Source organism: Cupriavidus gilardii (assembly GCF_013347325.1).
In the GTDB taxonomy this organism is placed as follows: Bacteria; Pseudomonadota; Gammaproteobacteria; order Burkholderiales; family Burkholderiaceae; genus Cupriavidus; species Cupriavidus gilardii.
On the sequence record NZ_CP054624.1, the window covers coordinates 1,420,655 to 1,437,086 of the forward strand.

The following is a 16,432-nucleotide window of genomic DNA, read 5'->3' on the forward strand; positions in this document are numbered from 1 at the left end:
CCACCGAAAGCCCGCCATTCGCGCCTGCGTCTGGCCAATCTTCCTTCCTTCAAATTCGCGACCGAATGCAAACTGTCCTGCGCCGCACCGCCCTTTACCAGCATGCCCTGCATGCCGTGGCGGCACGCGCGTACGGCGACGCCTACGGCTTTGCCGCGCGCCAGGCCATGGTCGCCCGCACATCCCATATTCCCGCCGTGCTTCTCTCAGCCGTGCGGGGAGACAGGGACTAAGACCACACCACAGTCCCACACCGGTCTCCCTGGCACGGCACATTGCCCGGGGATCGCCATCCATCGATGGCGGTCCACTGTTCAACGTGCAAATGGGAGAGCGCATGTCCGCCAAGACCAAAAAATCCGCCGCCGTCTATTACCGCGCCGTGCTCGCCATGGCCGGCATTGCCGCGCTTTATCTGGCGGTTGAATTTCTCGTGCTGAATCCGCTGTAGGCGGTCTGGGCGTGTTGCCCTCTCCCCAGCCCTTTCCCGCGAGCGGGAGAGGGAGCAGGTCGTCGCGGCTTCGAAGGCGTACGCGCTCGTGCTCGCTGACGGCTCCCTCTCCCGCTTGCGGGAGAGGGAGCAGGCCGTCGCGGGATCGATCCCCTACGCACCCGTGCTCGCTGATGGCTCCCCTCTCCCGCTTGCGGGAGAGGGGTGGGGGAGAGGGCAACTCCTACCGCCTGCCGCACCCCAGCCCTCCCTTTCACCGACTACCGAGGTCCCGATGTCCATGGAACTCACCCAGAATTTCGTCAAGGCGAAACGCCCCTGCGCGGACGGCTACAAATGGTTCCTGCGCAACCGGCATGACGGCAGCGATTACCAGCGGCTGCTGGATGCGCTGGTCGATGCCGGCCGCGTCGGCGACGCGTGCTGGCTGCTGGACCAGTTCGGTCCCACCGATGCCGTGCTGACGCTCGATGCGCTGAACGCCGGCGCGCTGGTCTTCGCCGGCACGCTGGTCGTGCGCGGCGCCATCGACGTCGATTCGGTAGTCCGGGCCGGACGCACGATCCGCGCCGGCGGCGGCATCCGCGCCGGCACCGCGATCATCGCCGGTGAAGATATCGATTGCGCGGGCAATCTGTACAGCGGCGGCGCCATCGAAGCCGGCGGCGACATCAAGGCCGCATGGGGCATCGACGTCGCGACCTTTCTCGATGCCAAGGGCAGCGTGCGCGCGGGCTGGGACATCAGCGCCGGCGAACACATCCACGCCGGCCGCAACCTGCGCGCGGGCGACAGCATCGCCGCGCAGCACGCGATCCGCTGCGGCGGCACGCTGAAGGCCGACGGCGATCTGCAGGGCCACGGCATCAGCGCCGGACAGGGCATCGAGGCCGGCGGCGCGATCCGCAGCAGCCACCATATCGAAGCCGGCTGGGGCATCAAGGCAACCGGGTCGATCGTCGCCGATAGCGCGATCAAGGCCGGCGAAGGCGTGCAGACCGACGAAGAGATCGTCACCGGACCGGGATACGGCATTCATGCGGGACTGAACGTGCGGATCGATATCTGGGACGTCAGCGCGCGCATCGTTGCCCGCAGCAAGCCGCAGAACCTGGTCAGCGGCGCCTGGCAAACCGGTTGAGCGCCGCCATGTCATCGATGCTGACTCCCGCGGCAATCGGCGCCGCTTCATGGCAGGACGCCCCGCGCCGGCGGCTCCCGAGCCGCCCTGCCCTCGCCCGCCTGCTGCGCGCCATCGAACTGCGCATCGACGTCGAGCACGCGCCCGATGCGCTCGAGGCCGAATTGCAGGCGCTGTACGACCGGCTCTACCTGCCTGGCGACTGCCTGCACGGCATCGCGGCCACGCCATCCGCGCTGCCGGGCCTGGTCCTGCGCTACCGCGAGGCCGATGGCGAGTATTACTTCTACGTGGAAGACACCGTGCGGCGCCGGCTTGCCGGCTATACGGTCCTCAACCGGCTGGTCGAGCTGGACCGCCGCGCCGACCGCCATCTGCGCGCACCGCATTCGAAATTCGCCCCGCCCTACCAGCGCCGCGGCCTGGCCTCGGCGATCTATCGCTCGTATCTGGACGCGGGACACTGCCTGATCACCGGCGCACGGCAATCGCCCGGCGCGCATGCGCTATGGGAGGCCCTGGCACACAACTACGAGCGCGGCTATGTCGATCTGCGCAGCAAGACGCTGTGCTATCTGGGACCGGAGGTCTGCGAACCGGTGCTCAGCGAACTGCATACCCGGATGGTGCTGCTGGGAAGAGGATGGACAATTCCGGCGCTGGCTTTCGCGACCGGGATGGTGATGTAAACGAAGAAGGGCCAGCGCACTTCCGTACGCTGGCCCTTCCCTGGCGCTGCAGGATCAGCCCTTCGCCCCCATCACGCCGGCGATCGCCTTCGCGACCACCGCCACGTTGCCGTGGTTCAGGCCGGCGACGCACATGCGGCCCGAGCGCACCAGATAGACGCCATGCTCGGCGCGCAGCGTGTCGACCTGCTCGGCCGACAGGCCGGTGTAGGTGAACATGCCACGCTGCGCGAGATAGCGCGACAGGTCCGCACCGCCGGCCAGGCGCTGCAGATTGTCGTGGATCGCCGTGCGCATTGCCGCGATGCGGTCGCGCATGGCGGCCAGTTCGGCCTCCCACGACTGGCGCAGCGCCGGGGTCGTCAGCACCTTGCCGACGATGCGCGCGCCGTGCGTCGGCGGGTTGCTGTAGTTGGCGCGCACCGCGCCGGTCAGCTGGCCCAGCACGCGGCCGGCTTCCTCGGCGTTCGCGCAGACCACCGACAGGCCGCCGCAGCGTTCGCCGTACAGCGAGAAGTTCTTCGAAAACGAATTGGCCACCAGGCACGGCACGCCTTCGCGCACGAGCTCGTGGATCACGAAGGCATCGTCGTCCAGGCTGGTGCCGAAGCCCTGGTAGGCCATGTCGACGAACGGCAGCAGGCCGCGCGACTTGACCACGGCGATGACTTCGCGCCATTGCGATTCGTTCAGGTCCACGCCGGTCGGGTTGTGGCAGCAGGCGTGCAGCAGCACCACATGACCCTTCGGCACCTGGCGCAGCGCATCGATCATCGCGTCGAAGCGCAGGCCGCCGGTGGCGTCGTCATAGTAGGGATAGCTGTTGACCTGGAAGCCCGCGCGCTCGAACACCACGCGATGGTTGTCCCAGCTCGGATCGCTGATCCAGACCTGCGCCTCGGGGAAATAGCGCTTCAGGAAGTCGGCGCCGACGCGCAGCGCGCCCGAGCCGCCCAGCGTCTGGATCGTGGCCACACGGTTCTCGGCCAGCGCGGCGCTGTCCGCGCCGAATACCAGCTGCTGCACGGCTTGGCGATAGCCGGGGATGCCGGCCATCGGCAGATACGGGCGCGGCCCCTGGTCGGCGACCAGCGCGGCTTCGGCCTCGCGCACCGCGGCCATCAGCGGCAGGCGGCCTTCGTCGTCGAAGCAGACGCCGATCGTCAGGTTGACCTTGTCCTGACGCGGGTCTTGCGCGAAGTTCTCGTTCAGGGACAGGATGGGGTCGCCAGGGTAGGCGTCGATATGAGCAAACATGAAAACCTCAGGCCAGATTGAGACCGATGCAAATTCCGGGATGTCGCGCGGCGTGGCGAGCGGCGCGGGCCGCCGCATCGCATTGCCGTCGTTGCGTCACTGGTTCAGTCACTGGTTCAGTCACTGGTTCAGCCACTGGTTCAGCGTACCGGCGCGCCTTGCGGCAGCGCCTGCGCGGCGTCCTTGTTCCGCAGCCGGTAGCACACTGCCAGCACACCGAGCCATACCGGGATCAGATAGACCGAGATGCGCAGGTCCGGCGTCAGATACATGATCACCAGGATGCCGGCCATGAAGACCAGGCACAGATAATTGGTCAGCGGATAGCCGAAGCTCTGGAAGCGCGTGGTCACGCCGGCGCTGCGCTTGTGGGCGCGGAACTTCAGATGGATCACGCTGATCATCGCCCAGTTGATGATCAGGGCCGACACCACCAGGCCCATCAGCAGCTGGAACGCCTTGCCGGGAATCAGGTAGTTGATCAGCACGCAGACCGCGGTGGCGGCCGCCGAGGCGCCCAGCGCCACGACCGGAATGCCGCGCCGATTGACCTTCAGCAGCGCCTTGGGCGCGTTGCCCTGGCGCGCCAGGCCGAACAACATGCGGCTGTTGCAGTAAACCCCGCTATTGTAGACCGACAGCGCCGCGGTCAGCACCACCACGTTCAGCACGTTGGCGACCCAGTTGCTGTTCAGCGCATGGAAGATCAGCACGAAGGGGCTGCCGCCGCTGGCGACGTTTTCCCATGGATACAGCGACAGCAGCACGCCGAGCGCGCCGACATAGAAGATCAGGATGCGATAGATGACCTGGTTGGTCGCCTTGGGGATGGTCTTCTCCGGCGAATCGGCTTCGGCAGCGGTAATGCCCACCAGCTCGAGGCCGCCGAACGAGAACATGATCACCGCCATCGCCATCACCAGGCCGGACACGCCGTTCGGGAAGAAGCCGCCGTGCTGCCACAGGTTGGCCACCGTGGCTTGCGGGCCGGCCTCGCCGGACACCAGCAGATAACCGCCGAAGCCGATCATGCCGATGATCGCCGCGACCTTGATGATCGAGAACCAGAACTCGGCCTCGCCGAACGATTTGACGCTGGCCAGGTTGACCGCGTTGATGATCAGGAAGAAGGCCAGTGCCGACGCCCAGGTCGGAATCTCGGGCCACCAGTACTGGACGTAGATGCCGACCGCCGACAGCTCGGCCATGCTGACCAGGATATACAGCACCCAGTAGTTCCAGCCCGACATGAAGCCGGCGAAATTGCCGTAGTACTTGTTGGCGAAATAGCTGAAGGAGCCCGCCACCGGCTCGTCGACCACCATTTCGCCGAGCTGGCGCATGATGAAAAAGGCGACGATGCCGGCGATCGCATAGCCCAGCAATACCGAGGGGCCGGCCATCTTGATGGTCTGCGCGATGCCCAGGAACAGGCCCGTGCCGATGGCACCGCCCAGCGCGATCAGCTGGATGTGCCGGTTCTTCAGGCCGCGGTGGAGCGCGCGGTCCGTGTTGTCTGCATGCATGAAGTGTTTCCTCTACCCATTCTTTTGGAATGATAGCCGGGCGCCTCTATCGGGCGGGCGCTTATGGCTGTGCGCTGCCGCGGCGCGGGTAGCGCCGGGCAGTCGGTGGATATGACCCTGTGAATAGTCCCGACGCGATCGTCGGGGTCGCTGCCGATCCGCGGAATCAGACCGGCCCGACCGATCGATCAGACGATCAGACGGTCAGCACGCCCCGCTCGATCTGGTCGCGCTCGAGCGATTCGAACAGCGCCTTGAAGTTGCCTTCGCCGAAGCCTTCGTCGCCTTCGCGCTGGATGAACTCGAAGAACACGGGGCCCAGCAGCGGCTTGGAGAAGATCTGCAGCAGCAGGCGGCGCTGGCCGCCTTCGGTGGTGCCGTCGAGCAGGATGCCGCGAGCCTGCAGCTGGTCGACCGGCTGGCCATGGCCCGGCAGGCGCTTTTCCAGGTTCTCGTAGTAGTACTGGTTCGGCGCGGTCGCCAGCGGCACGCCCGACATCTGCAGGTTGTCGATGACCTCGATCAGGTTGTCGCACAGGAAGGCGATGTGCTGGATGCCTTCGCCGTTGAACGCCATCAGGAATTCCTCGATCTGCCCGCCGCCCTTCTGCGATTCCTCGTTCAGCGGAATGCGGATCTTGCCGTCCGGCGCGGTCATCGCCTTCGAGGTCAGGCCGGTGTACTCGCCCTTGATGTCGAAGTAGCGGATCTCGCGGAAGTTGAACAGCTTCTCGTAGAAGTCAGCCCAGTACGCCATGCGGCCACGGTAGACGTTGTGCGTCAGGTGGTCGATCAGCTTCAGGCCGTGGCCGACCGGGCGGCGGTCCACGCCTTCGACGAATTCGAAGTCGATGTCGTAGATGCTCTTGCCGTCTTCGAAGCGGTCGATCAGGTACAGCGGCGCGCCGCCGATGCCCTTGATCGCCGGCAGGCGCAGCTCCATCGGGCCGGTCGGGATCTCGATCGGCTGCGCGCCGAGCTCGAGCGCACGGGCGTAGGCCTTGTGCGAGTCCTTGACGCGGAACGCCATGCCGCAGGCGCTCGGGCCGTGCTCGGCCGCGAAGTACGCGGCCAGGCTGTTCGGCTCGCGATTGACGATGAAGTTGACGTCGCCCTGGCGATACAGCACCACGTCCTTGGAACGGTGGCGGGCCACCAGCGTGAAGCCCATCTGTTCGAACAGGGGCTCGAGCACGTTCGGCGTCGGCGAGGCGAATTCGACGAATTCAAAGCCCATCAGCTGCATCGGGTTGTCAAAGAGATCGCTCATATCGTCTTCTGGCAAGTGGGTTGTGGGTCCGGGATGCCGGGGCATCCCCCGGGGAAATATTATTTCGGCTTCGCATGCGTCCGGCGGCACTGGCGGGCGTCGGTCCCTGGGGAGCCTCGGCATGTAGCCTGGACAGTCGGTGGCATGCAGCGATGCGATGCAGTTTATATTTCGGGGCGCCAAATTGGATTTCGTTAAAACCACAGGGAAACCCTAGGATGTGAGATAACATTTCATCCATCCGCGCCTTGGAGAAATAAAGATGCATTCGATCGAACTGGACCGTACCGACCGCCGGCTGCTGGACGTTTTGCAGGAGCACGGCCGCGCCTCCAACCTGGAACTGGCCGAGGCGATCAACCTGTCGCCGGCGCAGACTTTGCGGCGCCACCGCCGCCTGGAGGAAAGCGGCATCATCAAGCGCTACGAAGCGCGGCTCGACGGCGCCATGCTCGGCTTCGGCGTGGTGGCCTTCATCCATGTGACGATGGAGCGCGGCCATATCCGCGACCTGTCGAAGTTCAAGGGCTTGGTCACCGAGCTGGCCCAGATCCAGGAGTGCTTCTCCGTGACGGGCGACATCGACTATGTATTGAAGGTGGTCGCGCGCGACCTGAAGTCGCTGTCGGACTTCCTGCTCGATACGCTGATGCGGATTCCGGGCGTCAGCGGCGTGCGCTCCAGCGTCTGTCTCGACGAAATCAAGTGCACCAGCGCCATGCCGCTGGAGCTGTAGGCGGGCCGTCGGCCCCGATATCGGCGCCCTGCCGCAATTTTCTGCCGCGACACAGGGTTAGCCCGAGCCGCAATCGCAACATCCTGTTGGGCGCGCCGCCATACACTGGGCGCCGACCGCATCGGCGCCGGGACATCGGCGCCACGCAACGTATATCCAGGAGATCCGACATGGCATTCGACTTCCACGACAAGACCGTCCTCATCACCGGCGCGGCCGGCAACCTCGGCCGCGCCGTCGCCGACGCCTTCGCGCGTGCCGGCGCACGGCTGGTGCTGGTCGACCGCCCCGGCGTCAGCCCCGCCCTTCCGGCCGGCGAGCATCTCGCGGTGGAAGCGGACCTGCTCGACGCCGCCGCGGTCAAGCGCGTGGTCGAACAGGCGATCGGCAGCGCCCGGCGTATCGACGTGGTGTGCAATCTGGCGGGGGGCTTCGGCATGGGCCCGGTCGTCGGCGAAGGCGCCGATGCCCAGTGGGAGCGGATGTTCGACCTGAACCTGCGTACCGTGCTGAACGTGTCGCGCGCGGTGGTGCCGCATATGATCGCGGCAGGCGGCGGCAGGATCGTCAATGTCGGCGCGAACTCCTCGGCGCGCGGGCTCGCACAGATGGGCGCCTATTGCGCGTCCAAGGACGCGCTGGCGCGGCTGACCGAGGCGCTGTCGGCCGAGGTGCGCGACCAGGGCATCCACGTCAACGCCGTGCTGCCCAGCGTGCTCGATACCCCGGAAAACCGTGCGGCGATGCCCGACGCCGACGCCTCGCGCTGGGTCGATCCCGCGGCACTGGCCGACGCGATCCTGTTCCTGGCCTCGGACGCCGCCCGCGCGATTCACGGCGCGCTGCTGCCGGTGGTGAACCGGGCCTGAGGCAGGCACAGGCGGCCTCGCGCCGCCCTCCATCTCAGCTCACGCGCGTGCCGGTGACCGCGACAACCTTCGCCCAGCGGGCAATCTCGCTTTGCAGGAAGCGCGTGAATTCGGCGGCATCGCTGCCGACAGGCACCAGCCCCTCGCCCTGCAACCGCTTGCGCATCGCCGGCGAGGCCACCGCAGCCCGCACGGCCTTGCCCAGTTGCGCCACGGCGTCGGCAGGCATGCCTGCCGGCCCCAGCAGCCCGTACCACGAGCTGTAATCAAAGTTCGGCACCACCTCGGCGATCGGCGCAAGCTCCGGCATTGACGGCAGGCGCTGTGCGGTACTGACGCCCAGGCCCTTGATCTTGCCGGCCTGCAGCAGCGGCTGCACCGTCGCCACATTGCCGAGCAGCAGATCGGCCTGCCCGGCGACGACGTCGGCCACCGCCGGCGCCGCGCCCTTGTATGGCACGCTGATCATCTCGATACCTGCTTCGCGCTTGAACATTTCGCCGGCAAGATGGTTAGCGCTGCCGACGCCGGCCACCGCCAGGCTCAGCTTGCCCGGCCGCGATTTTGCCAGCGCGATCAGCTCGCGCGCATTGCCAACGCCCAGGTCGGGACGGGACACCAGTACGAGGGGCGAAGTGGCGATCAGCGAGATCGGCGTGAAGTCCTTCAGCGGATCGAACGGCTTCTTGTCGAACAGCGCGGGGTTGATCGCGTGGCTGGTATAGCTGAGCAGCAGCGTGCCGCCGTCGGGGTCGGCCTTGGCCACCGCCATCGCCGCAATATTGCCGGCCGCGCCGCCGCGGTTCTCGACGATGAACGACTGCTTCAGCCGCTGCTCCAGTTCGGCCGCCAGCGCGCGGGCTACCAGATCGGTGCCGCCGCCTGGCGTCGCGCCGACCATCATCCTGGTGACGGCAGCCGCCTGCGCCACCCGGGGCAATATCGCGGCCGCTGCCAGCAGGCCGAGGAAATCGCGTCGTTGCATGGTTGTCTCCCCCTGGGGGTTTTTGTCTGGATATATATCGATCGCTCGGCGCGGGGCGGGCGCTCAGTCCTCACCGGCATACCGTCTGCCGGTGTCGAGCAGCTCGGGCGTGCCAATCAGCGCGTTCAACGCATCGAAATCGTTCATTTCGCCGGCGAAGGCACGCGTGGTGCCCGCTGCCTTGAGGCCCGCGAAGTAGCGTTGCAGCTGGCGCGAGGCGAAGCGTACGGTGCCGCCCGGATAGATGACGATGCGATAGCCGCGCCGGCCGAGTTCGGACGCGCTCTGGATCGGGGTCTTGCCGCCTTCGACCATATTGGCGAGCAAGGGAATGCGGGCGGCGAAGCGCTCGCAGACGCGGCCCATATCGTCGGCCGACACCACCGCCTCGACAAACAACGCATCGACGCCGCAGGCCAGATAGGCCTCGGCCCGCTCGATCGCTGCGTCCAGCCCTTCCACCGCGACCGCATCCGTTCGCGCAAGGATCAGCGTGCCGGCATCGTGCCGCGCATCCAGGGCGGCCCGCAGCTTGCCGCACATCTCGGCGGTCGACACCAGCGACTTGCCTGCCAGATGCCCGCAGCGCTTCGGAAAACCCTGATCCTCCAGCTGGATCATCGCGGCGCCTGCGCGCTCGAACGCCCGTACCGTGCGCTGGGTGTTCAGCGCGTTGCCATAGCCGGTATCGCTATCGACGATAATCGGCAGCGAAACGCGATCGGCGATGCGCGCCAGTACGTCGGCGGTCTCGGTTGCCGTGGTCAGCCCCACGTCGGAGCGGCCCAGCAGTGTGTAGGCGACCGCGCCGCCGGACAGATATAGCGCCTCGAAGCCAGCCTGTTCGGCCAGCAGCGCAGACAGCGCGTCGTAGACGCCCGGCGCCAGCACCGGCTCCGGGCTTCGCAGGCGTTCCTTCAGCGAATGCGACCGGCCGGCTTCCACGATGGTCCTGTTCATGTGGCGGCCACCGCGTTGGTGTAGTTCGCCAGGATGCGGGCCATGTCTTCCTGCCGAACCTGCGGGCGCCATGGCTCGAACAGCATGTTCAGCGCCGCGGCCTGTCGCCTCTCGTAGTCGAGGAAGGCCTGCGTGATCGCGCTGCCGCGCACACCGCCGCGCACCGAGCCGGCGCGCACATCGCCGTAGTACTCCTTCCAGTCGTCCGGCAGCGGCTGCGACCCGGGTACGGCCAGCCACAGCCGAAACAGATGGCGCTTGCGGTCGGGCTCGTCATGGTCTTCGAACGGCGTACGCGAATGCAGCGTGACGTAGTTGTTCAGCAATTGCATGTCGCCCTGCTCCAGCTCCATCGTGTAGCACAGCAGCTCGCTCGGCATCAGTTCGTCCAGCAGGTCCAGCGCTTCGATCTGCTGCGCCGTCAGACGGGGCAGTTCGGGAAAGTCGCGTTGCGCGGCCGCCGTGTTCTTGCGGTTGGTACGCGCGGCGAAGTACTCGGGGTGGCTGCCGAAGATCGGGCAGCGGTAATACGGCGGCTGGCTGGGATCTTGCGTGCCCTGATAGCTATGAAAGAAGGTCCCCTTCAGCACGGGGATCAGGTCCGGACGCCGACGCTGGACTTCTTCGTACAACGCGATCGAGCTGATCACCTTGCTCGTGCCACCGGCCTTGGCGGTGCGACGGCACAGCAGGCCTACCACATCGCAGGAATCCTGGTGGAAGTCGAGCCCCGCATTGGTGTTGTAGCCGCGGCCGCCCTTGACCTTGTACTCGCCCCCTTCGTTGCGCACATCGTTCATGATCTCGCTGGCGCGGTTCTGCGTGCGGGCCACACCCATATGCAGGCTCATACCCCAGTAAGCCAGCCGTGCCTCCTGCTCGGTCCACTCGTCGACCGGGAAGCCTTTCAGCAGACACATGCCCCAGCGGCCCTGGGTGGTGTCGATGGCTTGCCGCAACACATCGCGCGCGGCGTCGTTCAGCGGGAAATCGGCCTGCTCCATCTCCAGCAGCGGCTTGTTCACCGCCTTGGCGTGGGCCAGCGCCTCGCGCATCCCCTGGACCTGCGCCTCGTTCAAGCGCAGCACCCACGAGCGGTCCTCGCTGGCCTGCCGCGCGGTCCAAGGCTGCGGACGTTGCATATGTTGCGCGGCGTCGGGTACGGCTGTCACTGCCATCGGGGGCTCCTCCACGGGTGGTTCGATACGTTGGAGCTAGTCTAGCGAGACGGCGTATGATGAGAAAAGCGAACTTATTTGAGATGCTTCATAAGGATTTTTGATGAAGATCGAAACCTTCCACACGCTTGCCGCGGTGCTCGAGACCGGAACCTTCGCCGCCGCGGCCCGACAGACCAACGTGACGCCGAGCGCGGTCAGCATGCAGATGAAGCAGCTGGAGCAGTATCTTGGCAGGCCGCTGTTCGATCGCTCGGGGCTGCAGGCACGCCCCAATCGCCTGGCCCATCAGGTTTCCGAAACGATGCAGCAGGCGCTGCAGAACCTGGAGGCCCTGCGCACCGGCAGCAGCCTTGCGGTGGAAGGCGTGGTTCGCCTGGGGATCATCGAATCGTTGCAGCCCGTGCTGCTGCCGGGCATCGTGCGCTTCGTCCGCGAGCGCCATCCTCGGCTGGAGCTGCGTCTGGAGCGCGGCCGCAGCAGTACCCTGACCGCCTCGGTCAAGGCCGGCGAGCTGGATGCGGCGCTGGTCGCGCAGCCGCCCTCGGGCGGGACGGCGCGCTTGCGCTGGACGCCGATGCTGCGCCGCGAACTGGTGCTGATCGCCCCACCCGGCGCGATGGAAAGCAATGTGGCGTCGCTGTTCCGGCTGTACGACTGGATCCGCTATGACCGCAATACCGTGTCGGGCGCGCTGGCCGCGCAGTATGTCGGCAACCATGTGCCGGAGATACGTGGCACGGTGGAATTCGACAGTGCCCCGGCCATCGTTGCCATGGTCAGCGCAGGGCTCGGCGTGTCGATCGTGCAGTCGCCGGATCCGGTGGTGCTGCAGGGATATCCGGTCCGCATCGTCCGGCTCGGCCGGGCAGCGCCGGTGCTGACGCTGTCGATGGTGACCCGCAAGGCCGACGACGACAACCGCTCGGTCGCGGCCGTGCGCGACGCGATGCGGCATACCGCGGTTTCGTTCCAGCGCGCGGTGGCGGCCGCGCATTGAGGCGGACCGATGTCCGAAGCCGTCGTGATTACGCCCGCCGCGGCGACGATGCCCCGGCTTGCACCGGTCCGAAGCGCTCTTCATACAGCGCCGACACCCAGTCGACGAAGACCCGTACCCGCGGCGCCAGCTGGCGCTGCGAGGTGTACATGACCGAGATCGGCAGTTCCGGGCACGGCCAGTCCGCCAGCACCTGCACCAGCCGTCCCGCGCGCAGATGTTCCTCGAGGCGGAAGCGCGGCACCTGGATCAGTCCGCAGCCGGCCAGGCCGGCCTGCGTATAGCACTCGGCGTCGCTGACGGTGATCCAGCCGCGCGGCAGATATTCGACTACCTCGCCGTCGATCCTGACCGTGAACGGGTAGCGGTAGTCGTGATTGCGGGAGAAGAATCCGACGCCCTGGTGCTGCGCGAGTTCATCGGGATGGCGCGGCGTGCCATGCCGCTCCAGATAGGCCGGGCTGGCACAGATGATCTCGGGAAGATTGGCCAGCCGCCGCGCGACCAGCGACGATTCACGCGGCACGCCGGCCCGCACCACGCAATCGATGCCCTCCCCGACCAGATCGACCAGGCGATCGCCGCTGCTGACCACCAGCTCGATATGCGGATAGCGCCGATGGAAGTCGTCGATCCGCGGCAGGATGATCATCGCCGCGTGGATGCCATGCAGATCGAGCCGCAGCGTGCCGCGCGGATCCGATACGTGGCTGCTCAGCGACGTCTCCGCATTTTCGAGCTCTGCCAGCAAGCGCTTGCTGCGCGCGTAGAACGCCTGGCCGTCGAGCGTGGGCCGGACCTGGCGCGTGGTGCGTTCGAGCAGCCGGACGCCGAGCCGCGCCTCCAGCTCCTTGATCGCATGCGTCGCGGTCGCGCGCGGAATATTGAGCGCGTTGGCGGCACCGGAAAAGGTGCCCAGTTCCACGATGCGCGTAAACAGTTGCAAGGCGTCGAAGCGGTCCATGCCGTTGGGATCGATCTGCATTGAAGGTCCGGCAGAATTAACAGATCGATCCGCGCCGCGTCAATCCCGCCATGGCGGGCGGGCCCGCATCGCGCCTTGCCCAGCCCGGGACCGGCGGCGCGCCGCCAGTGCCCCGTCCAGCGACCAGGCCCCACCACCGCGTGCCGCGATCAGCAAGGCGACCGACAGCAGCACCAGCGGATATTCCATGCCGCGGTCGATCCAGGCGAAATGCTGGCGGTGGATATAGCAGATCGCGATCATCTGCAGCGTCATCAAGGCGGCCAGCGGCCGGGTGAAAGCACCGGCGATCAGCATCGCGCCACCGAAGGTCTCGAGCACGGCGACGAGCCAGGCCAGCACCGGCGCACCGGGCAGGTGCAGCACTTCGGCGATCAGACGGGTTGCCCCCGCCATCGGGTCGGCCATCGAACCGTGACTGGTGCCCAGCAGCTTGGGCAGGCCGTGCGTCATCATCACGAGGCCGAACACGGTCCGCATCAGCAGGTAGGCCAGCGGGTCGAGCCGGGAGGCCGGCTGGCCGCCAATGACGCCGCCGGGCGCCTGGGCATGCGCAGGAAATTGGCTGGACATGGAAGGCTCCTGGTTCAGGCGGTCGGTCGAGTCCGAGCGCGCGCAGGCAAGGTCAACGGCAGTTCGCGCAGCCTGGCGCCGGTCAGCTGGAACACCGCATTGGCAACGGCCGGTGCGATCGGCGGCGTACCGGGTTCGCCGGCCCCGCCGGGGCTTTCCCCGCTGTCGACGACATGGACCTCGATCACCGGCATCTCCGCGATCCGCAGCGCGGGGTAGTCGTGGAAGTTGGATTCGCGCACCGCGCCATCGACGATGGTCACGCGGCCATGCAGCGCCGCGCTCAGGCCATAGACGATCGCGCTCTCCATCTGCGCGCGCACGTTGTCGGGATTCACCGCCACGCCGCAGTCGATCGCACAGACCACGCGATGGACACGAATCGCGCCGTCGCGCACCGAGACTTCGACGGCCTGCGCCGTCACGCTGCCGAAGCACGCATGCACGGCAATGCCGTGCCCTCGCCCCGATTGCGGCCGGCGTCCCCATCCGAAGCGCTGCGCGGCCAGCTCGAGCACGCGCCGATGGCGCGGTGCGTCGTGCAGCAGGCGGAGGCGATAGGCCACCGGGTCCTGCCCGCTGGCATGCGCCAGTTCGTCGACCATCGACTCCATCGCGAACGCCGCATGGCTGTGTCCCACCGAACGCCAGTACCACACCGGCACCGCGGTGCGCGGGGAATGGGCCACCACGCGGTGCGCGCTGGTGCCCAGCACATAGGGAGAGTCGACCACACCTTCGACAGAAGTCGGATGCACGCCTTCGCGTTCGGGATGGTTCGACTGGCCGGCGATGCCGTGCCGCCACGCCAGTGGCCGGCCATCGCGATCGAGGCCGACGCGGATCCGATGCACGAAGCCGGAGCGGTAGTAGCCGCCGCGGACATCGTCTTCGCGGGACCAGATCGTCTTGACGGGCAGGCCGGCCGCGCGCGCGACATGTGTCGCCTCCGCGACGAAGTCCTGCACCGCCCGCCTCCCGAAGCCGCCCCCCAGAAACGTCGTGTGGATCCGTACCTGTGCAGGCTCGAGCCCGGCGACCTGCGCCACGGTCCGCTGCGCCAGCGTCTGCATCTGCGTGCCGACCCAGACATCGCAGCCATCCGGCGCGATGCGCACGGTGCAATTGAGCGGCTCCATCGGCGTGTGCGCCAGATATGGCAGGCGGTACTCGGCCTCGACCGTGCGATGTGCCTGTGCCATACCGGCGTCGACGTCGCCTGCCTCCAGCGCAATCGGCCCGGGTTCGCGCGCCAGCCGCGCGAAGTCCGCGATCAGCGCGGCGCTGCCCAGCGCCTTGTCGCCACCCTGCCATTCGACCTTCAACGCATCGCGCCCGCGCTTGGCGGCCCAGTAATGGTCCGCCAGCACGGCTACGCCGCTGGGGACGGCCAGCACCTGCCGGACGCCAGGCACGGCGCGCGCAGCGCTGTCGTCGAAGGAGGCCAGCTTCGCGCCGAACACCGGCGCACGCGCGACCACCGCTGTCAGCAGGCCGTCGAGCTTGACGTCGATGCCGAAGCGGGCACGGCCGGTGATCTTGTCGGCGGCATCGAGGCGGCGTGCGCCCTTGCCGATCCACTTCCAATCGCGCGCGTCCTTCAAGCGCAGCGCCTCGGCGGCCGGCACCGGCAGCGCCGCGGCCTCGTGGACCAGTTCGCCGTAGCGCAGGCGCCGGCCGTCATGCAAGACCGCACCGCTGTCGGTGCGCAGCGCGTCCACCGGCACCTGCCAACGCGCCGCGGCCGCCTGCAGCAGCATCGCGCGTGCCGCGGCGCCCGCCTGCCGGTAGCGCAGGAACTCGCTGCGCACGCTGCGCGAGCCGACCGTCCCCTGCATGCCGCCGAGCATCGCGATGCCATAGGCCGGTGCGGCGGGCGCGTGCTCGACGCGAATGCGCATCCAGTCGGCATCGAGCTCGTCGGCGATCAGCAGCGCCAGCGAGGTCCAGACGCCCTGCCCCATCTCCGAATGCGCCAGCAATACCGTCACGCTGTCGTCGGCACCGATGCGAAGGAAGGCGTTGGGTGCCCACGGTACCGGTTCCGCCGCCACGGCGCCTTCGACGGACCCATCCGCCAGCCGGCGCACGGACGGTACGGTAAATCCGATCACCAGCCCGCCGCCGAGCACCGCGCCGGCGGCCAGGAAACGGCGCCGCGAAACGTCGAGCGGGGCCTTCACGATGCCCGCTCCCGCGACAGCTCGGCCGCGCGGTGCACCGCCGCGCGGATGCGCTGGTATGTCCCGCAGCGGCACAGGTTGCCCGACATCGCCGCATCGATGTCCGCGTCCGTCGGCGCCGGGTTCTGCCGCAGCAGCGCGGACGCCGACATGATCTGCCCCGACTGGCAATAGCCGCACTGCACCACATCCAGTTCGGCCCAGGCCCGCTGCACCGGGTGGTCGCCACCAGCCGACAGTCCCTCGATGGTGGTGACTCGCGCTCCCTGGACGGCCGAGACTGGCAACACGCAGCTGCGCTGCGCCACGCCGTCGACATGGACGGTGCAGGCGCCGCACTGCGCCATGCCGCAACCGAACTTGGTGCCCGTCAGACCGGCCGCATCTCGCAGCACCCACAGCAGGGGCATCTCCGGCTCGACCTGCAGATCGTGCTCGGTGTCGTTAATGGTGAGTTTCATGATTGCGTTCTCCGCCGCGGCACCTTGCCGTCGTTGGCGCATTCTGTCGGCTGCGCCGCGGGCCCACAATCCGGCTGCCATTGCCATGTCTATTCAATGGAGACGAACAATGGCCATCGGCCGTCGGATGACGCAGATGTCAGGAAGCGGATATCGGAACGCCGCCGG

16 protein-coding genes are annotated in these 16,432 nt (G+C 67.4%); 6 read left to right on the plus strand and 10 right to left on the minus strand.

The window, feature by feature from the left end; genetic code table 11:
• Positions 1-65: 65 nt before the first annotated feature.
• The 3 genes from FOB47_RS06510 to FOB47_RS06520 all read left to right on the plus strand — a co-directional run bounded on the left by FOB47_RS06510 (position 66) and on the right by FOB47_RS06520 (position 2,281).
• Positions 66-233, plus strand: coding sequence for a hypothetical protein (locus tag FOB47_RS06510; RefSeq protein ID WP_174780346.1), 168 nt, complete (start codon positions 66-68; stop codon positions 231-233).
• 498 nt (positions 234-731) lie between these two features.
• Complete coding sequence (locus FOB47_RS06515; protein ID WP_174780347.1) at positions 732-1,592, plus strand: hypothetical protein; 861 nt, start codon at positions 732-734, stop codon at positions 1,590-1,592.
• 17 nt (positions 1,593-1,609) lie between these two features.
• Complete coding sequence (locus FOB47_RS06520) at positions 1,610-2,281, plus strand: N-acetyltransferase (protein ID WP_244959310.1); 672 nt, start codon at positions 1,610-1,612, stop codon at positions 2,279-2,281.
• Between the two features lie 54 nt (positions 2,282-2,335).
• On the opposite strand, the gene FOB47_RS06525 is transcribed toward FOB47_RS06520, so the two are convergent.
• The 3 genes from FOB47_RS06525 to hppD all read right to left on the minus strand — a co-directional run bounded on the left by FOB47_RS06525 (position 2,336) and on the right by hppD (position 6,334).
• Positions 2,336-3,538, minus strand: coding sequence for an amino acid aminotransferase (locus FOB47_RS06525; RefSeq protein WP_053823788.1), 1,203 nt, complete (start codon positions 3,536-3,538; stop codon positions 2,336-2,338).
• Positions 3,539-3,678: 140 nt separating this feature from the next.
• Entirely contained in the window at positions 3,679-5,064 is a 1,386-nt protein-coding gene (locus FOB47_RS06530) for an amino acid permease (protein ID WP_174780348.1), read from the minus strand.
• Between the two features lie 196 nt (positions 5,065-5,260).
• Positions 5,261-6,334 carry a 4-hydroxyphenylpyruvate dioxygenase gene (hppD, locus tag FOB47_RS06535; RefSeq protein ID WP_053823786.1) on the minus strand — a complete coding sequence of 358 codons (1,074 nt, stop codon included), beginning with the start codon at positions 6,332-6,334 and terminating at the stop codon, positions 5,261-5,263.
• Positions 6,335-6,596: 262 nt separating this feature from the next.
• Between hppD and FOB47_RS06540 the strand changes: the two genes are divergently transcribed.
• A complete protein-coding gene (locus FOB47_RS06540; RefSeq protein ID WP_006576330.1) occupies positions 6,597-7,070 on the plus strand; it encodes an Lrp/AsnC family transcriptional regulator in 474 nt (157 codons plus the stop codon).
• Positions 7,071-7,240: 170 nt separating this feature from the next.
• Positions 7,241-7,939, plus strand: a complete 699-nt coding sequence (locus FOB47_RS06545) for an SDR family NAD(P)-dependent oxidoreductase (RefSeq protein ID WP_053823785.1) — start codon at positions 7,241-7,243, stop codon at positions 7,937-7,939.
• 34 nt (positions 7,940-7,973) lie between these two features.
• Here FOB47_RS06545 and FOB47_RS06550 read toward each other — a convergent pair whose 3' ends face one another.
• The 3 genes from FOB47_RS06550 to FOB47_RS06560 all read right to left on the minus strand — a co-directional run bounded on the left by FOB47_RS06550 (position 7,974) and on the right by FOB47_RS06560 (position 11,062).
• On the minus strand, positions 7,974-8,924 hold the full coding sequence (locus tag FOB47_RS06550) for a tripartite tricarboxylate transporter substrate binding protein (RefSeq protein ID WP_053823784.1): 951 nt from the start codon (positions 8,922-8,924) through the stop codon (positions 7,974-7,976).
• A 63-nt stretch (positions 8,925-8,987) separates the two neighbouring features.
• Positions 8,988-9,884, minus strand: coding sequence for an isocitrate lyase/PEP mutase family protein (locus tag FOB47_RS06555; RefSeq protein ID WP_174780349.1), 897 nt, complete (start codon positions 9,882-9,884; stop codon positions 8,988-8,990).
• A complete protein-coding gene (locus FOB47_RS06560) occupies positions 9,881-11,062 on the minus strand; it encodes a TauD/TfdA family dioxygenase (protein ID WP_053823782.1) in 1,182 nt (393 codons plus the stop codon). The genes FOB47_RS06555 and FOB47_RS06560 overlap by 4 nt, the downstream gene beginning before the upstream one ends.
• A 103-nt stretch (positions 11,063-11,165) precedes the next feature.
• Between FOB47_RS06560 and FOB47_RS06565 the strand changes: the two genes are divergently transcribed.
• Positions 11,166-12,062, plus strand: coding sequence for a LysR family transcriptional regulator (locus FOB47_RS06565; RefSeq protein WP_053823781.1), 897 nt, complete (start codon positions 11,166-11,168; stop codon positions 12,060-12,062).
• Positions 12,063-12,090: 28 nt separating this feature from the next.
• Here the strand turns inward: FOB47_RS06565 and FOB47_RS06570 are convergent, their stop codons facing one another.
• The 4 genes from FOB47_RS06570 to FOB47_RS06585 are packed head-to-tail and all read right to left on the minus strand — an operon-like array spanning position 12,091 to position 16,267.
• A complete protein-coding gene (locus FOB47_RS06570) occupies positions 12,091-13,026 on the minus strand; it encodes a LysR family transcriptional regulator (RefSeq protein WP_174780925.1) in 936 nt (311 codons plus the stop codon).
• A 60-nt stretch (positions 13,027-13,086) separates the two neighbouring features.
• The gene (locus FOB47_RS06575) at positions 13,087-13,620 is read right to left on the minus strand and encodes a DoxX family protein (protein ID WP_174780350.1); all 534 of its coding nucleotides are present in this window, start codon (positions 13,618-13,620) and stop codon (positions 13,087-13,089) included.
• Positions 13,621-13,634: 14 nt separating this feature from the next.
• The gene (locus FOB47_RS06580) at positions 13,635-15,803 is read right to left on the minus strand and encodes a xanthine dehydrogenase family protein molybdopterin-binding subunit (protein ID WP_151022512.1); all 2,169 of its coding nucleotides are present in this window, start codon (positions 15,801-15,803) and stop codon (positions 13,635-13,637) included.
• Positions 15,800-16,267, minus strand: a complete 468-nt coding sequence (locus FOB47_RS06585; protein ID WP_344233078.1) for a (2Fe-2S)-binding protein — start codon at positions 16,265-16,267, stop codon at positions 15,800-15,802. The genes FOB47_RS06580 and FOB47_RS06585 overlap by 4 nt, the downstream gene beginning before the upstream one ends.
• Positions 16,268-16,432 lie beyond the last annotated feature (165 nt).